This window comes from uncultured Duncaniella sp., assembly GCF_910577345.1.
GTDB lineage: Bacteria > Bacteroidota > Bacteroidia > Bacteroidales > Muribaculaceae > Duncaniella.
In genome coordinates, this window is record NZ_CAJTMT010000001.1 from 250,268 (window position 1) to 274,928 (window position 24,661).

16 protein-coding genes and 1 pseudogene are annotated in these 24,661 nt (G+C 48.4%); 7 read left to right on the forward strand and 10 right to left on the reverse strand.

Annotated elements, in window-relative coordinates:
• Nucleotides 1–73 precede the first annotated feature (73 nt).
• From QZ310_RS00965 to QZ310_RS00975, 3 genes are all read right to left on the reverse strand, one after another.
• A complete protein-coding gene (locus tag QZ310_RS00965) occupies nucleotides 74–1,309 on the reverse strand; it encodes a glycoside hydrolase family 88 protein (RefSeq protein ID WP_297069410.1) in 1,236 nt (411 codons plus the stop codon).
• Nucleotides 1,310–1,547: 238 nt separating this feature from the next.
• Nucleotides 1,548–3,551, reverse strand: a complete 2,004-nt coding sequence (locus QZ310_RS00970) for a glycoside hydrolase family 88 protein (protein WP_297069411.1) — start codon at nucleotides 3,549–3,551, stop codon at nucleotides 1,548–1,550.
• A 74-nt stretch (nucleotides 3,552–3,625) separates the two neighbouring features.
• Nucleotides 3,626–5,041: a polysaccharide lyase 6 family protein gene (locus QZ310_RS00975; RefSeq protein WP_297069414.1), complete on the reverse strand. Its 1,416-nt coding sequence runs from the start codon at nucleotides 5,039–5,041 to the stop codon at nucleotides 3,626–3,628.
• Nucleotides 5,042–5,317: 276 nt separating this feature from the next.
• Here QZ310_RS00975 and QZ310_RS13660 point away from each other — a divergent pair.
• Nucleotides 5,318–5,581: pseudogene (locus QZ310_RS13660) on the forward strand (two-component regulator propeller domain-containing protein); the annotation flags it as partial.
• Nucleotides 5,582–6,131: 550 nt separating this feature from the next.
• Here QZ310_RS13660 and QZ310_RS13665 read toward each other — a convergent pair.
• Nucleotides 6,132–6,236: a DUF2256 domain-containing protein gene (locus QZ310_RS13665; protein ID WP_366141951.1), complete on the reverse strand. Its 105-nt coding sequence runs from the start codon at nucleotides 6,234–6,236 to the stop codon at nucleotides 6,132–6,134.
• Between the two features lie 98 nt (nucleotides 6,237–6,334).
• Here QZ310_RS13665 and QZ310_RS00980 point away from each other — a divergent pair, with 98 nt between their 5' ends.
• A complete protein-coding gene (locus QZ310_RS00980) occupies nucleotides 6,335–9,385 on the forward strand; it encodes a response regulator (protein ID WP_366522040.1) in 3,051 nt (1,016 codons plus the stop codon).
• Here the strand turns inward: QZ310_RS00980 and QZ310_RS00985 are convergent.
• On the reverse strand, nucleotides 9,331–11,355 hold the full coding sequence (locus QZ310_RS00985; protein ID WP_297069418.1) for a polysaccharide lyase family 8 super-sandwich domain-containing protein: 2,025 nt from the start codon (nucleotides 11,353–11,355) through the stop codon (nucleotides 9,331–9,333). The genes QZ310_RS00980 and QZ310_RS00985 overlap by 55 nt on opposite strands.
• A gap of 222 nt (nucleotides 11,356–11,577) precedes the next feature.
• On the opposite strand from QZ310_RS00985, the gene QZ310_RS00990 reads away from it, so the two are divergent.
• Nucleotides 11,578–13,479 (forward strand): TonB-dependent receptor, encoded by a 1,902-nt coding sequence (locus QZ310_RS00990; protein WP_297069420.1) that lies wholly within the window; start codon nucleotides 11,578–11,580, stop codon nucleotides 13,477–13,479.
• A gap of 136 nt (nucleotides 13,480–13,615) precedes the next feature.
• Here QZ310_RS00990 and QZ310_RS00995 read toward each other — a convergent pair whose 3' ends face one another.
• From QZ310_RS00995 to QZ310_RS01010, 4 genes are all read right to left on the reverse strand, one after another.
• On the reverse strand, nucleotides 13,616–15,340 hold the full coding sequence (locus tag QZ310_RS00995; protein ID WP_297069422.1) for a bifunctional metallophosphatase/5'-nucleotidase: 1,725 nt from the start codon (nucleotides 15,338–15,340) through the stop codon (nucleotides 13,616–13,618).
• Between the two features lie 61 nt (nucleotides 15,341–15,401).
• On the reverse strand, nucleotides 15,402–16,175 hold the full coding sequence (locus QZ310_RS01000; RefSeq protein ID WP_297069424.1) for a DUF3108 domain-containing protein: 774 nt from the start codon (nucleotides 16,173–16,175) through the stop codon (nucleotides 15,402–15,404).
• 72 nt (nucleotides 16,176–16,247) lie between these two features.
• A complete protein-coding gene (locus QZ310_RS01005; RefSeq protein ID WP_297069426.1) occupies nucleotides 16,248–16,889 on the reverse strand; it encodes a thymidine kinase in 642 nt (213 codons plus the stop codon).
• 43 nt (nucleotides 16,890–16,932) lie between these two features.
• Nucleotides 16,933–17,553 carry a hypothetical protein gene (locus tag QZ310_RS01010; protein ID WP_297069428.1) on the reverse strand — a complete coding sequence of 207 codons (621 nt, stop codon included), beginning with the start codon at nucleotides 17,551–17,553 and terminating at the stop codon, nucleotides 16,933–16,935.
• Nucleotides 17,554–17,715: 162 nt separating this feature from the next.
• Between QZ310_RS01010 and ssb the strand changes: the two genes are divergently transcribed.
• Nucleotides 17,716–18,051: a single-stranded DNA-binding protein gene (gene ssb / locus QZ310_RS01015; protein ID WP_297069431.1), complete on the forward strand. Its 336-nt coding sequence runs from the start codon at nucleotides 17,716–17,718 to the stop codon at nucleotides 18,049–18,051.
• Between the two features lie 107 nt (nucleotides 18,052–18,158).
• Here ssb and QZ310_RS01020 read toward each other — a convergent pair whose 3' ends face one another.
• A complete protein-coding gene (locus QZ310_RS01020; protein WP_297069433.1) occupies nucleotides 18,159–18,455 on the reverse strand; it encodes a hypothetical protein in 297 nt (98 codons plus the stop codon).
• A gap of 213 nt (nucleotides 18,456–18,668) precedes the next feature.
• Here QZ310_RS01020 and QZ310_RS01025 point away from each other — a divergent pair, with 213 nt between their 5' ends.
• The 3 genes from QZ310_RS01025 (at nucleotide 18,669) to QZ310_RS01035 (ending at nucleotide 24,520) form a co-directional block, all read left to right on the forward strand.
• Complete coding sequence (locus QZ310_RS01025) at nucleotides 18,669–20,081, forward strand: efflux transporter outer membrane subunit (protein ID WP_297069436.1); 1,413 nt, start codon at nucleotides 18,669–18,671, stop codon at nucleotides 20,079–20,081.
• A 34-nt stretch (nucleotides 20,082–20,115) separates the two neighbouring features.
• On the forward strand, nucleotides 20,116–21,219 hold the full coding sequence (locus QZ310_RS01030; protein ID WP_297069437.1) for an efflux RND transporter periplasmic adaptor subunit: 1,104 nt from the start codon (nucleotides 20,116–20,118) through the stop codon (nucleotides 21,217–21,219).
• 85 nt (nucleotides 21,220–21,304) lie between these two features.
• Nucleotides 21,305–24,520, forward strand: coding sequence for an efflux RND transporter permease subunit (locus tag QZ310_RS01035; RefSeq protein WP_297069439.1), 3,216 nt, complete (start codon nucleotides 21,305–21,307; stop codon nucleotides 24,518–24,520).
• Nucleotides 24,521–24,661: the final 141 nt, after the last annotated feature.

A 24,661-nucleotide genomic window follows, 5' to 3' on the forward strand; every position in this document is an offset into this window, starting at 1 on the left:
ACGGTTGCAGTGATTCTTAGAGGGTGTTTAATAATAAATGTTAATCCGTGGGCGGTTTATTTTTAACACCCTCTTAAAGTATAGCTGTTCCTTCTTTTTCAAGCTTTGCCTTCTTCAGCAGAGCCTCAAGGAAGTAATAGTCGGCATATACGAGAGGATAGTCCATTTCAAAACCTGCACCGTGGCCTGACCCTGTGCTGTGGAGGAGGAGGAAGCCGTGGTCGCCGTTGAGAGTCGCACGATAGTTTGACGAGAGGCTTTCAACCATCTTGTCGGCCCACTCCTTGTATTTCGCTCCATTCTCCTTATCGTAGGTTGAAAGTTCATACAATCCACAGGCAGCCACTGCTGCAGCCGAGGCATCGCGCGGTTCGTCGGGAATATTGGGGGCGTTGTAGTCCCAATAAGGAACCATATCCTCCGGCATATTGGGGTGTTCACCTATATAGTTGGCGATAGCCTTGGCCTGTTCAAGAAATTCGGGCAGGCCTGTCTCGCGATAGCACATCGTGTAGCCGTAGAGCCCCCAAGACTGTCCGCGCGACCATGCCGATTCATCATTGTAGCCCTGATGGGTCTGCTTGATGCGGGGAGTCGCCGTGACGGTATCATAGTCGACCACATGGTAACTGCTGAAATCATCGCGGAAATGATTTTTTAAAGTGGTGAGAGCGTGGTTTGTGGCAATGTTATAATATGTGGAGTCACCGCTTTCCTTAAAGGCTGCATAAAGCAATTCGAGATTCATCATGTTGTCGATGATGACAGGATACTGCCACACATCCTTGTGGTGATCCCATGAACGGATGGCTCCGATCTTATCGTTGTAGCGTGTGGTCAATGTGGAGGCCGCTTCAAGAATTATGTCGCGGTAGGCAGGATTTTTGGTCAGACGGTAGCCGTTGCCAAAACTGCAATACACCTTGAAACCCATATCGTGCGTGCCGCCATTGGTCTTCTCCTTCTCCACAGGTGCGGTGAATTCCTCGGCCTTTTTCCGCCATGCCTCATCGCCGGTATATTCATACATATACCAAAGCTCACCTGGGAAGAATCCGCTGCACCAGTCGCGGGATGCTATGAGGCTCAATCCTCCATCCTTTGTGAACGAACGGGGAGTGAACACCCCTTTTTCAATTTGTTCGGGAGTAAGATTGGCCTTGGCGCTGTCTATGGCGGTAAACGCATAGTTGAGCTGCTTTGAAGCGAAGTCAAAACTGTCGGCAACCACATCGGCAGACTGTTTGGCGGTTGTTGTACATGCCACAATCGAGAGCGACATTGCAAGTGTGATAATAGAATTTTTCATTTGGCTATTGAGATTTAGTGTGTGTCGCATCACCAATGATAGACCGACATGGCATCATCTGTCAACCGACACCTTTTATAATATACTTCAGAAGAATTTTAACGAGGCAATCCTTGTGAGACACCGCTTGTGGAATGCACTCTTATTCTAATGCAAAATTATATCTTACAGGCAAATACGGCTATGACATTTATCTCAAAAGCTATAATTAAAATATCACGCGCCGATATTTCCGACATCAATGCAAGCCTCTTTCCATTCCGGCACCAATGATGAATACGGATGACAGGGTTGTTATGTCGTCGCGCTGAGGAAATGCGTATTTCAGTTTTTTATCGCGGTCGACAAGCATCAGATGCGGTTTCTTTTCATTCTTCCCGTGTCCTTGCCAATTGGTGAAGTATATCCCCTTTTCCGGAACATAATACATGCCACCGATAAATTTCATGGGATTGTCATCCGGGAAATCGGCATTGGAAAGTTCCCATACAATCTCTTTTCTCGGATTGAACTCAACGATGCGTGGATTCTTGTCGGCATCCGCCACAGCCACCAATGTGTTCCCGTTCGGTAGACGCATCACTGAATGGGCTCCTCCGCTGACCGGTACTTCCCATATATTCTTTCCTGCCTCATCATATTCCACCACCTTCTTACCGCCATAGTGCGCCACGAGATAGTGTCCGTTGTCAAGACGGCGTGCATTGCGGATAAACGACTTTTTCCCGTCAGTGACTCCTTCGGGAAGGATGCAAACATCCTTGACAACCTTACCGTCAGGTGCGATTTCCAAAAGACGGCCACTGTTACATTCACCGACAAAGGTATTGCCATTGGCAAGCCGCTGACAGGCAAAGATATGGCTCGGGCTTGAATAGCTGAAGACAGTGTCGTTATCCATCGTCATTTCAAGCACACCATGACCGGTGGTGAAGAGCAGGTTACCGGACGGAAGCACCCAAAGATCATTGGAGAGAGGAGCATCGTGCTGCCAAACAATCTCATCTCCATCGAAAACAAACACTTTGCCTTGAGAATAGTCTGTGCAGGCAAATCTTTCCGGCTTTCCGGCAACATCCGCGTATGACTTAAGCTCCGGATAGGCATTTTCAACGATGGTAGTAGCCCAAAGAAATGAGGAAATCACTTCCTGACCGTTCATCAATCGGGGCTTTCCGACATAATCCTCATAACTTTTCTGGATTCCAAGTCCATTATTTGCATCATAGAGGTCAATCAGTCCGTCGGTCATGCTGACAGCAGCTTTCGACAGGAGTCCGTAGTAACCTCTGATGACCGTCTCCTTGTAGTCCTTGGCAGGAATAATCCCAAGTTCAATGGCTTTTTGCAAAGCGTAGGTGAACATGCCGCTGCCAGATGTCTCGTGCCAGTTATCCGGGCGATCACCCTTATCCACTATCTGATACCATAGGCCTGTTGATTTATCCTGACAATCTTTCAAGCCTTTCATGAGCTCACGCGTAATCCTCACAAGCTCCCCATATTCCGGATGATTCTTGGGAAATATCTCCAACGCCTCGACAAGGACAAGGGCATACCAGCCCAAACCCTCGCTCCACACTTCGGGAGCATAACCGGTCGCGGGATCAGCCCAACGGGCATCCTTATCTTCATCCCAACCGTGAAGCAACAGTCCGCTGTCACCTTTGGCAAGATGTCGGTACATTCCCGTAAGCTGACGTGCCGCCTCATCGAAACAATAATCAGAATCACCTATATACTTGCCATAGTTGGTAAGGAACATCTGCCCCATGAACACACCGTCCACCCAAATCTGTCCGACCGTACGGCGTCCATGCCAGAATATCCCGTCGGATGTGCGCGGATAGTCATCGAAACTTTTGCGGATTGTCTCCGCCGCTTTACGGAAACGATCATCACCTGTAAGCCGATAGGCAGTGACCAATACGGTTCCGGCCATCATATCATCCATGCTGTTGCCACGGAAAAAGACCGGATTGCCCTCCCGGTCGACCGCTTGATTGGCCCATGAGAGGATATAGTCATTATACTTCCCGTCTCCGGAAATACGCGAAAGCTTGTCAAGCCCGACAAGGAAGTAACCTTGCGGGTAACACCATGCCTTGAACGGAATACTGAGAGCGGAGGGATAGCGGGTCATCACTGTGCGGGCAATCTCCTCCGACCATTTTTTAGCGGAAGCGGCGTGAACGCCGGATACGCCTAACAGCATAAGCACTGCGAGTATGATTTTCTTCATGTAGATATAATGATTAATTTAAAAATAAGTGTCGGAGCGATCCACTGTTTGCTCCGACACAATACAAACCTATTTTACAAATAACCTTTTAAGATATACTCCATATCGCGTTGCGAGGGGGAGTAAGAGGGCACGCCGACCTTATCAAGCAGCCTGACCACCCTCTCCTTTTCAACCTCGCCCCATGCTTCATCGAAATGCTCGGTCCCGTCGAATCCCTTAAACGGTATGACCGAATTGTCCTTGAAATTGTACTTATTATTTATAAAGAAAAATCCTTTCAAATTCTTATCGGGGTCATGAAACATTATGTTGTTTGTCGTGCCCACAATATTGTTGTTGGCAAAACGGACATTTCTTGGCGATTTGTCACCGCGGCCGGAACACAGTATGATTTTAGGGCAATCAACAAAATGGTTATACGAGAAATCCACATTCTCCACGCGGTGGTATGAAGTAAGCGGTTCTGCCTTGATGTCGGTCTGCGCTGTCGGACGCTCAAAGACACCCATACGCACCAACAGGCTTAAATCGTCAAGACGCGCCATGAAGTTGTCGTAGACGGTATGGCCCTGGTTAATGATGCGGATACCGCTGGTACCTCTTTTGTTATTTCCAATGAATGTGTTGTTTTCAATCACGTTATAGTGACCGTGACGACACACAAGACCACCGCTTGATTCAAAGAACAGATTGCCACGGAGAACATTGTGACATGATTTCACGGATATGATTTCGTTTTCCCCATCGCAGTGCAGAAACACGTTGTCCTCGACAATGGTGCGCGATTCAAGCTGCGAGGACCATGAATGACCGATTCGTATGATTTCAGCTCCGTTACCGTAGTAAGGATTGCGGTTGCCGAATACATTGTGGTCGATAATATGATTATTTATGTGTAAGTCATCGTTGAATTCAACCTGAAGCACAAGACCACCGACACGTTTATTGGCGAGATAGCAATGGTCAAGGCGGTTGTTCTCGCCATAAATCTTTATCCAGTACTCTGCCGCGGGCTTCTTTCCATCAATCAGCTTGCCGCTTTCGCTCATCTCGGGATTGTTGCAGTCGTCAATCACACAATTTGTCATACGGCAATTCGAGGCCATTTCGGTTTTTGACTTTCTGAACCCGATCATTTCTCCACCAAGGGCCCAAGCCTTGTTGAAATAGAGTCCGTCAAGCTTGATATATTCGCCGAACAAGCTGAAATGCAAAGGACCTGTGAAAACGACCTTGCCGGGATGCTCGGGCCGGATTGAAATGGTATCATCGGCAGTTCCTCTGGCAACTATATCGACACGCCCGATTGAATCATATATGCCGTCGCGCAATATCACATTGTCGCCCGGTTTCAGGGATTCAGATTTAAGCAGAGCCTTCATCTGTCCGGCCTCGGAAGGAGAAAAATAGTAGTCCTTCGCGTGAGCACCGAATGCCATTGTCATGGCAAGCAATATTGCGACTGTGGATAATGATAATTTATTCATGATACTGTTGATTTTTTCGCTGCAAAGTTATGCACTAATATCAAAACCCGCTTTAAATAACGTTTCAAATATTTTAATTTTCATATCATGATGTTTTTTATCCATCTAACAAGGTATTAGGCTGTTATAATATTTAAAGATAGTAGATATTTTATGTCTGTAATTAGTAATTTTAATAAATTTCATCTATATTTGCACCCGAATAACAACAGTTAGTAACAGTCCATGAGAAACTTTATCACATTCCTCTTTTTCTTCTGTTATATAATCTCACCAATGCAATCGAAAGCTGCGGTGACGGGCAATGAATCCGTTAAATATTCCTCCATCCAGATCGAGGACGGTCTCTCCCAGATTTCGGTTGTCGATATTTTTCAGGATTCAAAAGGCTATTTATGGTTCGCCACACGAAATGGATTGAACAGATATGACGGACGTGATTTCAAGGTGTTCCGTCATGAGAAGGGAAATCCCGGCAGTCTGAGCGACAACCACGTCACATCACTGGCCGAGGATAACAATGGCAATCTATGGATTGGCACACGCCACGGACTTTCAAAACTGGACCTTTCATCCGAGAAGGTGACCGCCTACGTCGACTCTCTCGCCTACAAAATGTTTGAGGACGGTATCCGTGCCCTTGCCCTCGATGCAAACGGACGTGTGCTCATCGCCACTCCTCACGGTCTCTTCATGGCGATAGACGACGATAAGTTCGAATCAATCCTTCCGGAAGTGAAAGGGACAATAGTGGAAGGATTGGCGGTGACAAAAGACGGTCGTATTTTCGTAGGCTCAACCACCCACGGACTCTATATCCTTAATAAGGACCACAACCCGGTCAAACATTTCGACTCCCACAACAGCTCCCTCCCGACCGATGACATCAAGGAGATTTATGAAGATTCCAAAGGCAACATCTGGCTTGCCAACTCTTCCGACGGCATGATACTTCTGGATGTGGCCACAGGTAAGAATAAGGTATTCAACTACTCAAATTCAGCACTTCCATCCAATAACATACGCTGTTTTGCCGATGATGGAGAGCAACTCTACATAGGTACCTCGGAAGGTGTCAGCAGGATGTCGCTTAAAGATTCGGACTACAAAATCGAATTCGAGACCAACAGTCTGTCCAATTTCTCGGTATATTCAATCTTGATTGACAATGCGGGCACACGTTGGGTGGGAACATATTCCGGCGGTGTCAACTTCTACAATCCAATCTCGAACCGCTTTGGCTTCCATCATCCGGTCAACCCTACCCAAAACTACATGAGTATTTTTGGCTCAATGGTGTATAATCCGGACAACAACCTCCTCTATATCGCGACCGAGGGACACGGATTGTTGGAATACGACATACGCAGCGAAAAATCGCGCTTCCACCTCATTGATAAATCTGACCATCAGCAAAGCAAAAACATCATCAAGTGCCTGACATATATTGACGGGAAAATCTGGTGTGGCACACCATCCGGCGAGATATTCATATTCAATCCGGAAACCGACACTTTCTCGCTGTATTTCAAGACCAATAAATGCACAATCTATTCCATTGAACCTGATTCTGACGGAAGTCAATGGATAGCAACCACATCAGACACCATAGGCATTGCCCGTCTCAAAGAAGGCAAAATCATTGAAAAAAGTTTCTCTGAAGCTAAAATTGCAATCCCGAGCGGTAGGGTCATAAAGAAAGTGTCCAAGGATGTATGGCTTTTCGGCACAAGCCGCCACGGCCTCATCAAATATGACCGCAATCGCGACGAAGTTTATCAGATTGGGGATGAAAGCGACCTAAAGAATGCCTACATCACATCCATCGCAAAAGATAAAAGCGGAAATTCTTATTGGATCGGAACTTTCGGAAATGGATTGTTCAACTATGTTCCGGCTACAGATAATATAACTAAGGTGAAATTGTCGGAAGATGATGTACCCGTGGAAGTGTGTCAGGTCGTTCAGGACAACAGCGGGAATTTATGGATATGCACAACTGAGGGCATCACGAGCCTTAATCCCGCATCGGGCGAACGCATGAACTATACACGCACGTCCGACATCCGTATTCAGGAATTCACAATCCACAGTGGCATTGCTCTTGAAAGCGGAGAGGTGTTCTTTTCGGGCAGCAATGGATTCATCACCTTCAATCCGGCTGAAATCAAGCGCAATGAGTATCAACCTCCAATCGTATTTACCGGCCTGTCCGTCAACAACAAGCCGATTGAGCCTAACGACTCTCACGGAATTATCGACAACAGCATTGACGACACCGGTTCCATAACGCTTGACTATAATCAGAACAATCTCTCAATCTCCTACGCAGCACTTAACTACATAAATCCCGAGCAGAATCAGTATGCATTCATGCTCGAAGGTGTGGACGACGATTGGGTCTATGTCGGCAACCGAAGGGAAGCTCATTATGCAAATCTGGCTCCCGGTGAGTACACATTCAAGGTCAAGGGTGCCAATAATGACGGCGTATGGAGCACCGATGCACGTTCCATAAAAATACGCATCACTCCTCCATTCTGGAAGACATGGTATGCCTATACCTTCTATCTTCTGGCCCTCATCGGCATATCTTTCCTGATAATGTACTATATCTTCAAGAAAAAGACACTTGAACAGTCTCTGGAATACGAGCAAATGAAACAGAAACAGGCCGAAGAGTTCCATGAATCAAAGATACGCATGTTCACCAATTTCTCGCACGAACTGCGTACTCCCCTCACACTCATCGTCTCCCCTCTGCAAGAATTGCTCAAGCGCACCGACTTCAACAGCACCGTGCGCAACAAGATTTCGCTTATCTACAATAATTCGCAGCGCTTGCAGCTTCTGGTCAACCAGCTCATGGATCTCCACAAGAACCAAGCCGGACAGATGCAGCTCAAGATAGCCAAAGACGACATTGTGCCGTTCATGCAGGAAGTGTATTCCGCATTCAACCAGATTGCGGTAGCAAACAGCATCAGCTTCAGCTATGTCTGCAGCGAAACGTCGCTGCCGGCATGGTTCGACAAGTCACTCTTTGAAAAAGTCGCCTTCAACCTCCTATCCAATGCGTTCAAATACACCAAACCGGGCGGAGTGATTGAAATGAAAGTCGAGCCGATAGCCAACGACAATCAGCTTATCCCCGGCCAGACCCATAGTCTACCCGACATTCCCCATGATGTCCGTCTTGTCCATATAGCTGTGTCTGATTCAGGCCGTGGCATTCCTGAAGACGAGCTGACAAACATATTCTCTCCATTCTATCAGGTCGACGACAACAAGTCGAAGAACATTATCGGCACAGGTATCGGCCTGAGCCTCACACGCTCGATTGTCGAACTGCACCACGGTGTGATTTGGGCTGAAAACAATCCGGAAAAGGGTGCGACTTTCCATGTGATATTCCCTATTGATAATAGTGTGTATACCGACGATGAGATTGACCACGACACGGACGAAAGAGTTGTCATGGATGTGTTCCCGCCGACAACACCGACTGCGGAATTCAAGGTTGACAAACGCTATACCGTGCTTCTCGTGGAGGACAACAAAGATGTGCGTGAATATGTGAAAGAATGTCTCGAACCATACTACAATGTGATTGAGGCCGAAGATGGACAGAGAGGCTTCGAATTGACCGCCGAACGCTATCCCGACATTGTGGTGAGCGACATCATGATGCCCGTGAAGGATGGTCTCGAACTCTGTGCGATGATTAAGAATGACATGCGTACAGGCCACATCCCCGTCATCCTTATGACGGCGCGCTCGATGGTGATGCAGATAAAGGAAGGATTCGCGTCCGGTGCGGACGACTATATCGTCAAACCGTTCAATATGGACATCCTGCTCTACCGCATCAAAAACATTCTTGCATCAAGAGAGAAACTGCGCAACCTCTACGGCAAGCAATTCTCACCGGAGGCAATGGGCATAGAGATTGTTTCCTTCAATGATAAATTCACACAAAAATTCTTCAGCATCATAGAGAAAAACATCTCCAACAGTGAGCTGAACATCGAATTCATCTGCAAGGAAATCGGTCTGAGCCGTGCGAACCTCTACCGTAAGCTCAAAGCAATCACCGAGCTGTCGCCAATGGAACTGATCCGCAACAAACGCCTTGAAGTGGCCGCCAAACTCCTGTTGGAATCCGACAGTTCGGTATCAGAAATCTCAACATACGTCGGATTCAACAGCCATGCGTATTTCACCAACTGTTTCAAGAGCACCTACGGCATGTCGCCATCAGATTTTGTGGCCAAACATAAAGCGTCAAATCAGAATTTCGAGCAGACTTTAACCGTGGAACCCGAACCTGCGGTCTCGATGTAATAGATGCCCGGCTCCTCAACGAGATATTTCCTGCCGTCAAGGTCAAGGAGTTCGCCGGTGACATAGACTGCGGCCCAATATCCGGGTGATACTTCCGGAAGATGTATCACCTGTGCCGCACTGTCGTTGCGCAGCAGTCGGACTTCCCTTGCGGCATTGAAATTTTTCGCTCTGCTTTTATCGCAATCGGGCATGACGATATATGCGTAATTGCCGTTCCGAGGCTTTGCGCCGTGCGATAGAAGCAACTCAACGACATCGCCCTCAACATCCTTCGGGCGATACATTCTCATATTGTCATGCCATTGGCCTATACGGTGCTCCGATTTTAAGGTCAGAGGAGTGTCGCCCATAGTGATATAGGCGGTATTGTCATGGAAAATCGTTTGATGACCGCTGTAGTCCTTAGCTCCATCAATCCTCACCCATCTGCCATTTTCAAGCAATTCGAGATTACCTCTTTTGAGTCGCTGGTCTATGGTTGTCGTGACTTCGGCAATGCTGTCACTATTAATCCCTGCACCTACACACACCACAAAGTCCGGGGCAAATATCCATGCCTTACGGGCAGTCAGTCCGTCGCGACAGAAATCCATGACCGACATTCCGCAGTCGCCAACATCTATACCTCCCACCATACCGCTTGAATTGCGCGATTTCGTAGCCCTTATGCTCGGCAACTCTTCTGATCCTTGATAGGAAGTGATACCCGGAATATTTCTCCAGTTCCAAAACGGGAATACGTTGAGATATTCATCACCTCTGACATAGTAGTAAGTTGCACCGTCGCCAAGATAGTAGCCTTTGACGTTATCCTCATTGACAAGTTCAGAGCCAATTATACGCGATGACGACATCTTCAATGTAGCCATCCAACCGGGGGTGCGATGCACAGTGAAATCAGATGAATAGAAATGCTTGTGACCAACGAGATCATTGCTTTCCGCAGGGTATCCAGCCAGCCCCATGTCGGAAGCGACGAAAGCGGTTGCATATCCTTTATGAATCTGGGCATTATGGAATAGCTGTCGGCCAAGCGAGTTTATGTCCATGTATCGTTTCCACACCACCCATCTATAGCCTTCGTTCATCAGCGACTCAAGAATTTCAGTCTGCCGGTCGTCAAAACGATATGATGTCCCGTCAAATAGTCTTTTGAAAAAACTCATTCCTGAGACAAACGACATGCCATAGTTGCCAAACTGCTGCTGAGGGCCATGCTGATGGAAACTCCAGTCAGGCTGTATTCCTTCACCGGCTCCAACCCTGATTTCCGATGCGATGGTGTCGCGGGCAGCCTTGATAAGCTCCACATCTTCCTGCATGATAGCCCGAATCAACACATTTCCGGCCAGCCACACTTTATTTTGCCCAGTCATCTTGAACCGTGCCGCACTCATTATTTCTATGGCACCTGCCCTTTCCTCATCGGAAAGTTCGTCGTCCAACATGATAAACGCTCCTCCGAGAGTCTTTGGCACCCCGATTTCGTTTTGCCACCAGTTGAGACACTTTGGTTTCTCCTTCAGCCAATAACCGAGCGCCTTATGGATGTCGGCCTTCAACTGAGGTGACTTATATCTTTCCGAATCCTTGGAATAATACAGCTTCGTCAGTTCAAGCACCCGTTCAGCATGGAGTTTCGGTTCCCAGCCCGATCGCTTTTTATCGGCATAATCAATGTCACTGAAACTTCCATCCTGCTTCATCAATGCAAGGTAGCCATCAATCTTCCTAAAATCGAAGGGATATTTCTGATGCAGTTCCATGACTATCTGGTCCGACATTTCAACCTCCGGTTCTATTCTCAGAAAATCATTGTAGAGAGAATCATCAGCCGAATATGAGGGTATGAGAATCTCACGGTAGTTACTCTTAAGTTTCTCGATGTCGGAAACGGCGGGGTGACCATACGCATTAGTGACCGACAGTATTAACAGCACCGGTATGAGAAATAGTTTTTTCATCATGATAAAAAGATTGATATGACTGTGGGATTGATATATCTATATGTTACTGATGCAAAATTAGATAAAAGCCTCTTCATCAACTCGCAAATTTGCGTCTTTTACTTTATAAATTATCTCAAATTAGATATAAATAAGTCTCTTATTGATTACAGGGGTTGATTCCCGACATTAAGGCTCGTAAATTTGCCGAAAAATTCACAATTCGAAAAATAACCTTACATCATGAAAAGTAAACTGCTTCTCACGACGGCTCTCATACTTCTGGGTGGATCATCCTTCGCCCACACGTTGGACAAGGATACTATCGGTTTGAATAATGTCACCGTCCACGGTCAGGCTAAAGCCACCGTCGAGCTGCTACCTCTCAGCGTGACGACCATAACAGCCACGGAAATCGAAAACAGCAGGGAGACATCAATACTCCCTGTCCTCTCCAACAAAGTCCCCGGATTGTTTGTCAGCGAGCGTGGACTGATGGGCTTCGGTGTTTCAGGTGGTGCGGCCGGCTCAGTCAACATCCGTGGTGTCGGCGGTGGAAACAAAGTTCTGTTCATGATTGACGGACAACCTCAATGGGCATCCATATTCGGACATGCACTTCCCGATACCTACACATCAGGAGACGTGGCCAAAGTCGAAGTCGTCCGAGGGCCATCCTCGCTTCTCTACGGTTCAAACGCGATGGGCGGTTCGGTCAACATCATCACCCGTCACGCAACGCAGAGCGGATTCAAAGGTTCGGCAAATGCTATGTGGGGAAGCTACGCCATGCAGAAATACGGTGTAAATCTCGGATATAAAAATGACAGGTTCAATGCCTTTGTCAATGCAACATACGAGAGTACTGACGGCACCCGTCCGCGCAGCCGGACATGGCTTGCAAGCCAGTTTGGATCTCTACAATACAAAATTTCCGGACATTGGAAAACCGGAGCCAACGTAACCATGACCGAGACATGCCCTCACAATCCGGGATCTGTCCAGGATCCTCTTATTGATATGTGGACACGCGTCACGCGCGGGACAGCAGCGGTGTTTGTCAACAATACCTACGCAGCAACCTCCGGTCAGCTCCAACTCTACACCAACTGGGGAAATCATAAGGTAAATGACGGTTATTCCGCCATAGGCACAGCGACAAACGGAGGCAAACCGCGTGACTATATCTTCCATTCCAAGGATTTCAATATGGGTATCAATCTCTATCAGAACATCAGTCCCTTTGAGGGCAATGTCACCTCCGCCGGTGTTGACTTTCAACACTGGGGAGGCAACACATGGAACACCATGATTGATGGCTCCGCTGACCAACCAGGCGTAAAAGAACACGTCAACGAGGTGTCAGGCTATCTCATGACGCAACAATCCCTGCTGAACAACATCCTCTCGCTCAACGCAGGTCTGCGATTGCAACACTCATCGCAATTCGGAAATATGCTGGTTCCGCAGGCCGGTTTCATCGTAAGAGCCATTGAGGGCAATACATTCAAATTTTCCTGGGGCAAAGGGTTCCGCAGTCCCAATCTCCGCGAACTCTATATGTATCCCCCTCACAATCCGGATCTCAAACCGGAATACCTATGGAACTACGAAGTTGAAATACGCCAGACATTTCTTAACAACCGTCTGAGCGCAGGACTTGCCCTCTTCTATATCGACGGTAAGGACATGATTCAGACAGTCAAGGAGAAAAATCCTTATACCGGCGGACAGATGCTCAACAAAAACATCGGCGATTTCCGCAATAAGGGATTCGAGATAGAGGCCAATTATTCCATCACTCCCGACCTCACCCTCTCAGCCAACTATAGCTACCTCCACACAACCGACAATGTCCTCTACGCTCCTAAAAACAAATTAGTGGTCCAGCTCTCCTACCGTCCGGGCAACTGGCAGTTTGCATTGGATTCCAATAGCGTATGGCATCTGCGCACGGGTGGTCCGGACGCTGAAAGCTATTCTCTGCTTGACGGCCTCGTCGGTTACAATTTCCAATTACAAAAAGGTTGCAGACTTAATGTTTTCACAAAAGTAGACAATATAACAGCTACCCGCTACGAAACAATCTATGGCTTCCCAATGCCAAGAGCCACTGCAATGGCAGGCTTCAACCTGACGTTCTGACAGAGGCTTATAATGGCAAAGCATAAATGAAACGCATGAAGATATGTTCCGGAACCGGCATCAATCTTCATGCGTTTCATTTATGCTTTAATTCTGCCACATCAGCAGCAGAAATCAATCATTTTCTTCCGCTTAATCAATCACCGAAAAGGGATTTCCTATCACGCTTTGCAGCAGGAGCAGCGATGGACTCGGGAACGAATTTCCAATTCGGAATCACTTCGGGGGAGATTGTTCCGCGTTTTTCAATTTCCTTTATCAGATAGAATCTCAAATCCTTGTCGGTTGCGGAAATAATGCGGGATTTGAGTTGGTCATGGGGAATACCTGCACCTTTGGTCAGCAAATCGCCACCTCCATTGCCTCGATACGAATTCACTGCAACCTTATATGTCTTTTCCGGATCAAAGGCAGAGCCATCGGCCATTGAAGTAATGGTAATCTTCTCGCCCTGAGGCTTGGTGACATCAACAGTATAGTTGATACCCGCAGCGGAATCAAAATTATATGACGGATTCAGGAGCTTTGCATAATCGCCCTTGGCTGCAGTACGGTTGCCGGAGAAAAGGAGCAGATTGTCATCTGCCGACTTCATCACATCGGTCCAAAGCGAATAGCTCATCTCAAGGTAGTCCTTGATTTCACGACCGGTCATAGCGATGGTGTAGAGCATGTTCTCATATTTATAGAGAGTAAACATGTCGCTCATGTGCAAATCGCCTTCCTTGATGACAGCGTCGAACGACAGCGGAGCCGCAAGCGAGATTTCAGCGCCCGAAATGGCAAGTTGCAAGTCATGAAGAAGCTGCATGAAAGCCGACGGACCGAAATATGCATCGCGTACTGAAAATTCTCCGGTCGAGGTGCCTATCTTGCGGCTGACAAATTCAAGAATCTCCTTGCGCTCAGGTGCAAATTCCGCCATGAATGCAGAATCCGGTTTCAGATTATTGACTGAAGTTAGTTTACCGCTGACCTTTTTACCGATAACCTTGCCGGTATCGTCAAGCGTGAAGGTCACCTCACCTTCCGCAATATGGTTGGCGTTGTTTGCAGGGTTGAGCACTACGGCATCTGAGTTGACGGGATTCTTTCCGGTAGAGTTGAAAAGAGTATGGTCATGACCCATGAAGATAATATCAAAGCCGGGAACCTGTTCAGCGACAAGCACCGACGCATTCTCCCTCCATTCGCCCGTCATCTTTGCGGAATCGTGACCGGAATGGAAGAGACCGATAAGCAAGTCAGGTTTCTCCTTCTCCATAATCTCAGGTACCCATTTCTTCGCCGACTCAACCATATCCTCAAACTCCAGCCCCTCCCATAGTGTCTCGGGAAGCCAAGCCGGAATTGCGGGAGTAAGGAGTCCGAACACGACAATCTTCACTCCGGCACGGTTGATGACAGCGTAGGGTTGCAGATACGGTTTACCTGTCTTGCGGTCAATCACATTCGCGCCGAGCAAGGGAAGACTTCCCAGATCGGAACGGTAGCGGTCATAGACGGCATGACCGGTCTCCACATCATGGTTTCCGATGGTCTGCGCATCATAGCCGATGAAATTAAGCATCCTTGCGGTCGGATGGGCCACATCGGTTTTCAAAAAATTGTAATAGTAGGCCGTCGGCTGTCCCTGAAGGATGTCGCCATTGTCAAGAAGGATGATCTTGTCGCTTCCGAGAGAATCCCGGAGTTCACGCACACGGGTGGCAACTCTTGCAAGAGAGCCGTCACCCGGTGAAAGAGTTATGAAATTGTAGGGAAAGAAATTCCCGTGGACGTCAGAAGTCGCCGCTATTTTAAGCGTCAGCTCCTCGGCCGATCCGTTGGCCGGTACGAGGAGTGATGATGCAATAGTCATTGCCAATAAATATTTTTTCAATTCTGTCTGTATTTTTAATGGTACTTAAAGGTCTTCTAAATCAAGGGTTAGGGCCGGTATATATCGCCCTCACTTTACCGACAGGGAGGGAGCCTTCGACTTTCAGCGGTATTCTCTGTCCGTCGGTCGAAATCCATCCGGAAATAGGCTCGGAACTCTCGACACCTTTTCGGGTAAAGGTGAAATTGATATAGTAAGCGGAAAATGTGCGACCGTTGAGTGAAACCGATTTCTTGCCTTTATATGTAATCCTAAGTTTCTCTTTCTTCGAACCTGAGAAAATATTGACAGCTATACTCTGACCATTTTTCATATTGTCGAAATCAAGAGTCCTCAGATAGAAGAACGAGCTCAGCATGTCGACTGTCATTCCCTGGGCTTCGAGATGAAGCGTGGAACTGGTCATCGGTTCTCCGGGAGCCGAACGCTTATAGCGGACAGCATCAGCCGTAAAGGTGTTGCCATCATGCTGGAAATGGAGCACATCTTTCTTGTACTTACCATTCTCATGAGCGATATAGGTATAGCTCACCGGGAAAAAACCATCTTTGGTCATTGTCGTATAGAGGGTGTCGCGCAGCATATAGATGCTGTTGGCCCACGGAGCGTTTTCGGCATAGACCGATGCCCGATAAAGATCTCCATCATTGCGGAGAGTCATTGTCGCATAGCCGGCAACCTTGTTGATGAAACCCCACTTATACATCACGTCGTAGGTAAGTGTCTCGTCGACAAGCGAAACAGGATTGGCTGCATTAGCAGTTGAAGAGCAGAGTAAAAGCCCTAACAGAGCTTTGAAAAATTTAGATTTCATATACGATGTATTGATTGACCGATTCCCGACGTTGTCATCCTCTATATATGACCATCAAAATCAGTCCGGTATTCAATCAGTTGACAGTTCTCGGAACGGAAGCACCGACCGGTAGGACTGTTCGATTCGCTTGTTGCGCCAACACTTACGGCAGACGGCAATGTAACGGTCGTCACCACCAATCTCCACCTGCTCACCCTCCTCGACAAAATCACCGTTGCGGTCAATTCGGGCATTTATAATGGTCTTTCGGCCACATGTGCAAGTGGATTTTATCTCATCAATGGTGTCGGCGATTTCAAACAGACGACGGGAACCCTCGAAGAGCTTGCTCTGGAAATCGGTGCGCAATCCGTAGCATATCACGTTGCTACCGAAATCATCCACTATTCTTGACAATTGGTCCACCTGCTCGACCGTGAGGAACTGAGCTTCATCGACAAGAAACCAGTCAATCACAGCCATCGACTCTTCAAAAAGCTCCTGAGCCATCTCATATAGGTTGGTATCGTGGTAGATCCACTTACATTCCCGCTGGATGCCGATGCGCGACTTGATAACGTTGGTCAGATCGCGCGTGTCAATGACGGGCTTCAGACATACATATTTCATGGAGCGCTCCTCAAAATTGTATGCAGTCGTGAGGAGCAATGCAGTCTTTGCCGACCCCATTGTGCCGTAGCGAAAATATAGCTTACCTTTTCTGTTCATCATTTTCGATTATAAAGATTATACAGCAAAGGTAAGGAATTTTTTCTTATTGCTGCGCTCCTTGACGCGTAAAGACGCAATCCATTTTACCGATTTCAAATTTCAGCAACGGGCCCTTGACCTTGACATCGTCGAGGTGACGGATGGAAGCATAGCGCATGGCGAGCGCCCTCTTCATGGCTCCACTGACTGACTGAGAGACCGAAGGCTTGAGCGAATCAATTTGGACATTATTTGTCCCGAGCATTGCATTGCCCTCCGCCACGACATCCGACGGATCAACTTCGACATTCAAGGTGTTTATATCAAGAGCCAGGGCAATTTCATCATCGTCAATGACTGTCCATGTGCCGCTTATTGAGGATTTTGCCGTTGCTGTCAGTGTAAGAGGCTCGACATAGTCGGCATCGGCCACCACCTGTGTGGATACGGTAAGCATACCGGCAATCACTATCGGACCGCTTTTATCGCCCATAGCTGAACTTGCAACAGGCGCGGAGAAATCAAGAGTTTCAAGAATTGTAGCGGTCACAGCCGAATTGTCAGTGAAATTCTCGGGAGTACCCGACCATGAGCCTTGAATATTTTTGGCGAGACGGCTGCTACCGTCGCATGACACAAGAGCGAGTGCCGCAAAAATGCAGGCGGATGTAATCAAACCTTTCATTTCCGAATTAAATTCAAATTATTAACTATTTTTAGAATAAACGCCATTACATTAAGATTAGTTTCTTGCCTATCGAAAAATTTATTAATTTTGTAAACCGTAATTGGGGTGGACACACCTCAACAAGCACATCAAACATCCTCTAAAATCTTTCTTCACAAGGTGAGTGTCAACAAAGTCATACTGATAGGAAATGTCGGGACTGACCCCGAAATCCGCTATATCGAAACTCGTCCGATCGCAACATTCCGACTTGCGACCAACGAGCGTGAGCGCACACGTCCGGACGGAACAAAGATTCCCGAGCGCACGGAATGGCACACCATTATAATGTGGGATTCAGCGGCTGAATTCGCCGAAAAATACATACGGACAGGTTCCCGTCTATATGTTGAGGGGAAAATACGCTACCGCATCTGGGAAGACCGCAACGCCATCAAGAGAAACGTCACGGAAATCTATGTTGACAATTTCGAACTGCTCGGCCTTAACAAATAAGATAACCTGATTGACAGGATAACCTCTGTCAATCCCACTCTCCATACCCCCACACCTTAAATTATAATCATCCTCCTTTATTTGCGTAAGGCGGTCACTTCCATCCATCAACACTCCATTCCCGCGAAGAGTGAAGGATAGTCTGTCTTGCCGGTGGTTTTGCGCGTATTTGCCACCGGGCGTTTCGGGCTTGAATTGAGCACAATGTTGTGTTGCTGCACCCACCCCTGAGTGCTGTTCCTTATGCGTAGTGTGACAACTCCCTTTGCCGGCTCCGTGCGATCTTTGACATGACGGAGGACATCGCCGATGGTGGCTGCGCCACACAGACTTGTAGAGAGAAGCGTGACACCGCTGCTGAGTGCGGTGACATAAAGAACGTCGGTGCGATTGATTGCTGTCATACTTGTTTCCTTTTTAATTAAATTTTACCAATCTGGAGATATTCCGTTGATTATGATGCAAATTTACGCCCATCCATGTGCCAAATACATGCACATCCACATAAATATACGTTAAAACAACGCCTAAGCACCATTTTTTAAGCAAATATTGACAGTATTCCGGCTGAACCCCACCTTTAGTTGAAATGTTTGAATGACAGCAACTCTACATTTATGAGAAAAATCATTCACGTTTTGACTTTTGCCTCGATGCTTCTTGCAGGCTCAGTCTGCAGCACAACGGCACAAACCTCCGACCGACAAATTCTTAAGAACAGTCTGCCTGAGAGATGGACTTACGCGTCAGATATTGAACAGACACTTCCCGCTGACGACAATTGGTGGAAACGATTCAACGACCCTCTGCTTGATTCACTCATATCCGTCGCGATGGACAATAATTTCGATGTGCTCACCGCTCTCGGCCGTATAAACATGGCTAAGGCGGAGGTGAAAAGTGCCGAAGCGGGCTACTATCCGACTTTCGGGCTGTCGGCCGGATACACGAAGGGCCGTAATGCCGGAGCAATCAGCGGCAGCAAGGTTCCGTCGACAAATTCGAGCTACTTCAATCTCGGGGCAGATATGCAATGGGAAATTGATGTATTCGGCAAAATAACCGCAGGAGTGAAGAATAAAAAGGCTCTCTACCATGCAAGCCGCGCCGACTACATGGCAACAATGGTCAGCGTCGCAGCGGACCTCGCCACCTACTATTTCAATCTCCGTGTGTTCCAGCGTCAGCTCTATGTCACCAATCAGCATCTGGCATCGCAACAACGTGTGGTCGACATCGTAAAAGCCCGTTTCGAAGCAGGACTTGTCTCAAAACTCGACGTCGCCCAGGCCCTGACCGTCTACTACTCGACCGAAGCCACAATCCCGCAACTGGAATCATCGGTCAAGCAGGCCGAGAATGCCATTGCTATATTAATAGGTGTCTACCCGGAAGAAATCACTTCCAGACTTGAGGCTCCGTGGACCACTCCGGACTACCGCCATCTCGTCCCGGCCGGAGTTCCTGCCAACCTTCTCCGCCGTCGTCCCGACATCCTTGCCGCCGAATATGAGGTAAGCGCCTACGCAGCTTCGCTCGGCATAGCAAAAAAAGATTTCCTCCCTACCCTGTCGCTCAACGGTTCGATCGGTGTCGCCGCCCATGATGCAAAAGATATGTTCAAGAACAATAGCCTTGAATACAGCATCGCACCCACTCTCACATGGACACTCTTCGACGGTTTCGCGAGGAAACATGCCGTAGCTGAAGCACGCGAACAGATGAAAATAGGAATCGAGAACTACAATCTGACCGTCATGACAGCCGTCCAGGAAGTGGACAACGCCATGATAGCCTATTCATCAGCCCTCCGTGCCATTGACAGTTATACGCGGGTCATCGAACAGTGCGATGAATCATTCCATCTTTCGGTGGACCTTTATAAAGAAGGTCTCACATCCTTCACAAACGTTGTTGATGCCCAAATCAACAGTCTCACATACGCAAATTCACTTATCTCCGCAAGGGGCAACACATTCATAAGCCTTATCAATCTCTACAAGGCATTGGGTGGCGCACCGACAGAATAACCACAAACCTTTCCAACGCTAATCATCAGACATTATGAATACGAAATTTACATTGGTCGCACTTGCAGCCTCAATCCTCGCCACATCCTGTGGGGGACACAAGAAGGCCGACAGTCATGAATCGGAAGAAACAGTCAGTGTCGCCCTTCCGGAAGTGGACTCCGTGACTTTAAGCAACACATATCCCGGCGAACTCGTAGCGACACTGAAAGTCGATGTCGTGGCGAGGGTAAGCGGACAGCTACTCTCCAAAAACTACACAAGCGGCGACTTCGTCAAGAAAGGCACTCTCCTCTTTAAAATTGAGGATAGCAAATACCGCGATGCAGTCCAACAGGCTGAGGCAGCCCTTGCAACGGCCAAGAGCGAACGCGACTACGCAAGCAGCCACTATGAAGCTGTCAAGAAAGCGCTTGAAAGCGATGCTGTTTCAAAAATGGAAGTAAATCAAGCCGAGAGCAGTCTCCGGCAAGCTGAAGCGGCAATCAAAAATGCACAGGCTGCCCTTGAAACCGCCCGGACAAATCTAAGCTACTGCACGATTACAGCGCCCATCTCCGGCCACGTCACCTCCTCGCCGATTGATGTCGGCAACTATGTCAGCGGTGAGGGTGCAGCAGTCCCAATGGCGACCATATACGACACCACAACTCTCGTTGCCAATTTCGCCGTTGAGAGCAATCAGGACATCGAGCAAGACATGGCCGGAAGCTCCTTCCTGTCCCACATACCGCTGAATTTTTCCGATTCGCTCGCCCATACTTATTACGGCGACCTCAGCTATGTCGCTCCTGCCATTGACTCCTCGACCGGAACGCTCGCTTTGCAATGCAAGATTGAGAACAAATACAACGAACTGCGTCCCGGCATGTTTGTGAAAATTGATCTTCCCTATAAGGTGGAACCACACGCCATATTGGTCAAGGACGCTTCAATCAGCACTGACCAGCTCGGAAAATATCTCTATGTGGTCAACGATTCCAATACGGTTGTCTATACTCCCATCACCGTCGGTCCGCTGTATCGCGATTCACTCCGTGTGGTCAATTCCGGAATCGGGCCCAAATCAAAATATGTCACCAAAGCTTTGCTAAAAGTCAGGGAAGGCATGAAAGTCAAACCTGATTTGGTAAAGTAAGCTGAGACCGCCTACAAAAAGCAACCTCACGCCTCTCCCACTCCGTTTCTCAATTCCTTCAAGTTTCATCCGGAATTATACAGACATGTTTTCAAGATTTTTTATTGACCGCCCCATATTCGCCACTGTGCTGGCGATATTGATGGTAATTGTCGGCCTGATGACCGTCAAGAGCCTACCGATTTCACAATACCCCGACATCACTCCCCCGACTGTGATGGTGTCGGCTTCCTATCCGGGAGCCGATGCCGCAACGGTAGCTGAAGTTGTAGGTGAACCGATTGAAGAACAGATCAACGGTGTGGAAGGTATGATGTACATGAGCTCGAATTCAAGCGACGGCTCCTACAATCTCACCGTGACATTCGAAAACGGCACCAACCTCGACGATGCAGCCGTGAAAGTCCAGAACCGCATCTCACTCGCCGAAGCCACATTGCCTACCGCAGTGAAGGAACAGGGCGTATCAGTCATGTCGGAATCCTCCAACATCATCCTCTTCATCGCTCTTGAAGGGGACGACAGCGGGCGCTACGATGCGCTGTATCTCACCAACTACGCTCAGCTCAACATCATCGACGAGCTTTCGCGAATCGACGGAGTCGGCGGTGCGGGCGCGTTCGGCGCGGGAAAATACAGTATGCGCGTATGGCTCGATCCTGACAAGATGCGCACCTACAATCTCACACCGTCCGATGTTAGCGCGATGATTCAATCCCAGAATCTCGAAGTATCGGCCGGTAATGTCGGCACGCCACCTGTCAACAACGGTGTCGAGTTTGAATTCACACTCACTTCCCAAGGACAGCTCAAAACCGCAGAGGAATTCTCCAATATCATCATCCGCACCGCCGAAAACGGTGGCTTACTGCGACTGAAGGATATTGCAACCGTAGAGCTTGGCAGTCAGGACTATTCAGGCATTTCGCATGTATCCGGCGAACAGGCCGGCCTGATTGGTGTGCAGCAGCTACCGGGTGCCAACGCGCTCGATGTGGCCAAGAAAGTAAAAGCCAAGATGGAGGAACTTTCCGAGTACTTCCCCTCCGGAGTGAAATACAGAATCATTCTTGACACAACCGACTTCGTGACAGCCTCAATCGACGAAGTGCTTGTCACATTCGTTGAGACAACCCTCATCGTCATGCTCGTCATCCTCATCTTCCTCCAGAGCTGGCGTGCGGTCATCATTCCTATGATTGCAATCCCCGTATCACTGATTGCTACATTCGCGGTGATGAAACTGCTGGGTTTCTCTCTCAACACCCTTACCCTTTTCGGCCTCGTCCTTGCGATAGCCATTGTGGTCGACGATGCGATAGTGGTGGTGGAGGACTGTGCCCGACTGGTCCAGGAGGGGAAACTCTCCCCACGGCAAAGTGCCGAAAAAGCCATGGTCGAACTTGAAGGCCCTGTTGTCGGTGAAGTCCTTGTGCTCCTCTCCGTATTCATCCCGACAGCCTTCATCAGCGGTATCACCGGTGAGCTTTACAAACAGTTCGCTCTCACCATCGCCACGTCAGTAGCCTTCTCAGGTTTCAATGCCTTGACATTCACACCCGCCATGTGTGCCCTCTTCCTCAGGAAGAAGACCGACCCGAATCCCCATTTCTTCCTCTACAAATGGTTCAACAAGGGCTATGGTGCCGTTCTCAAACACTACACATCACTTATCGGTAAACTCCTGCGTCGGCCGATTGTCGCCATCTGCATCTATTTCGGTCTCTGCTTCCTCGCATTCTGGGGTTTCGTCAAGATTCCTACAAGCTACATTCCTGAAGAGGACATGGGCTACTTCATGACCTCGATACAGTTGCCTACAGGAGCATCGCTCGACCGTACGGACAAAATCGTGACCGAACTCTCCGACAAAATCCGTGATATAGAAGAGGTCAAGGATGTCATCTCCATCTCAGGTCAGTCAATGATGGGCGGTGGCTCAGGAGGCAATATGGGTTCACTCTTTGTGGTGCTCAAACCCTGGGGTGAACGCCGTGGAAAATCACACGATGCCAATGCCGTCATAGCCAAAGTCAACGAAATCGCCGCAACCTATCAGGAACCTATTGTATTCTCAATCAATCCTCCTGCCATCCCCGGCCTCGGCATGACATCGGGTATGGAAATGCAGATTCTCGACATCAACAACCTCGGCGCACAGGCGCTTCAGGAGACCATCGACGCAATGAAGGTCGCCGCCCAAAAGGACGACCGTCTCGCACAGCTGACAACCCAGTTCCAGGCAGGAGTGCCGCAATATCAGATCAACATTGACCGCGACAAGGCAAAACTGATGGGACTCACGATTGACGACATCTATGCTACCCTCTCGCAGTTCATGGGCACAAACTATGTGAACGATTTCGTTGAATTCGGACGCACATATCAAGTCAACATGAGCGGAAACAGCACATCGAGAAGCACCGTGGACCAGATTCCGAATCTGACGGTAAGGAATTCCGACGGCAAGATGGTGCCCTTCTCCTCTTTCGCCACCGTAGTGCCGACAATCGGACAATCGACCGTCAGCCGCTACAACATGTACACCTCTGCTTCCATTACAGGTACACCCCCATCCAACGTATCAAGTTCCGATGCCATCGCTGCGATGGAGGAAATTCTCAAGGAGGTGGTGGGCGACCGCTTCTCCTACGCATGGACAGGCGAAGCATATCAGGAATCCCAATCGGGAACCACCATTTCTTTCGTCCTGATTTTCGCCATCCTGATAACGATCCTCGTCCTTGCTGCCCAATATGAAAGCTGGACAGACCCTATTGCGGTCGTGATAGCCATGCCGACGGCTATTTTCGGAACAGTCCTCGGCTGTCTCTTTCTGTCGCAGTCAATTTCAATCTACACCCAGATCGGTATAATCCTGCTGCTCGGCCTCGCCGCCAAGAATGCCATCCTTATCGTCGAGTATGCACGCGATTTCCACAAGACAGGTCTGAGCGTCAGACAAGCTGCCACCGATGCGGGCAATATCCGCTTCCGACCTATCATGATGACTGCATTTGCCTTCGTCTTCGGCGTGCTCCCGATGCTCTTCGCAACCGGCGCGGGTGCCCAGTCACGAATCGCGCTCGGAACAGCCGTTGTGTTCGGCATGGCAACCAATGCCTTGGCCGGAACCCTCTTCGTCCCCGGATTCTGGGAACTCTTGGAGAACTTCCGTGAGAAATATCTGTCGAAGATATTCGCAGCCTCAACGGAAGTCACCCCGGGTAGTGATAAACCGGCCACGGAATCAACGCCGCCGTCATCTCAATCAAAACCGCAAAGCGGCGAAGGTGTGTAAACCCTCCCGTCTAATGCTGGACATTATTCAAAAGGAGTGTCAGAGAATGCTAAGGCTCTGACACTCCTTTGTTTTGTCCATGAAAATGACGAACATAAGAGATTAATGTTATAAAGTTTGGGATTTTTTTGTAACTTTGCC

What these genes read in the sequence shown, in the direction of transcription:
- QZ310_RS00965 (WP_297069410.1), bottom strand. Translation starts at nt 1,309, where the DNA reads ATGAAAAATTCTATTATCACACTTGCAATGTCGCTCTCGATTGTGGCA.
- QZ310_RS00970 (WP_297069411.1), bottom strand. Translation starts at nt 3,551, where the DNA reads ATGAAGAAAATCATACTCGCAGTGCTTATGCTGTTAGGCGTATCCGGC.
- QZ310_RS00975 (WP_297069414.1), bottom strand. Translation starts at nt 5,041, where the DNA reads ATGAATAAATTATCATTATCCACAGTCGCAATATTGCTTGCCATGACA.
- QZ310_RS13665 (WP_366141951.1), bottom strand. Translation starts at nt 6,236, where the DNA reads ATGTTCCCACCCAACGTGTGCCCGCATTGTCAATCAAGATTGAATATA.
- QZ310_RS00980 (WP_366522040.1), top strand. Translation starts at nt 6,335, where the DNA reads ATGGTGTATAATCCGGACAACAACCTCCTCTATATCGCGACCGAGGGA.
- QZ310_RS00985 (WP_297069418.1), bottom strand. Translation starts at nt 11,355, where the DNA reads ATGATGAAAAAACTATTTCTCATACCGGTGCTGTTAATACTGTCGGTC.
- QZ310_RS00990 (WP_297069420.1), top strand. Translation starts at nt 11,578, where the DNA reads ATGAAAAGTAAACTGCTTCTCACGACGGCTCTCATACTTCTGGGTGGA.
- QZ310_RS00995 (WP_297069422.1), bottom strand. Translation starts at nt 15,340, where the DNA reads ATGACTATTGCATCATCACTCCTCGTACCGGCCAACGGATCGGCCGAG.
- QZ310_RS01000 (WP_297069424.1), bottom strand. Translation starts at nt 16,175, where the DNA reads ATGAAATCTAAATTTTTCAAAGCTCTGTTAGGGCTTTTACTCTGCTCT.
- QZ310_RS01005 (WP_297069426.1), bottom strand. Translation starts at nt 16,889, where the DNA reads ATGATGAACAGAAAAGGTAAGCTATATTTTCGCTACGGCACAATGGGG.
- QZ310_RS01010 (WP_297069428.1), bottom strand. Translation starts at nt 17,553, where the DNA reads ATGAAAGGTTTGATTACATCCGCCTGCATTTTTGCGGCACTCGCTCTT.
- QZ310_RS01020 (WP_297069433.1), bottom strand. Translation starts at nt 18,455, where the DNA reads ATGACAGCAATCAATCGCACCGACGTTCTTTATGTCACCGCACTCAGC.
- QZ310_RS01025 (WP_297069436.1), top strand. Translation starts at nt 18,669, where the DNA reads ATGAGAAAAATCATTCACGTTTTGACTTTTGCCTCGATGCTTCTTGCA.
- QZ310_RS01030 (WP_297069437.1), top strand. Translation starts at nt 20,116, where the DNA reads ATGAATACGAAATTTACATTGGTCGCACTTGCAGCCTCAATCCTCGCC.
- QZ310_RS01035 (WP_297069439.1), top strand. Translation starts at nt 21,305, where the DNA reads ATGTTTTCAAGATTTTTTATTGACCGCCCCATATTCGCCACTGTGCTG.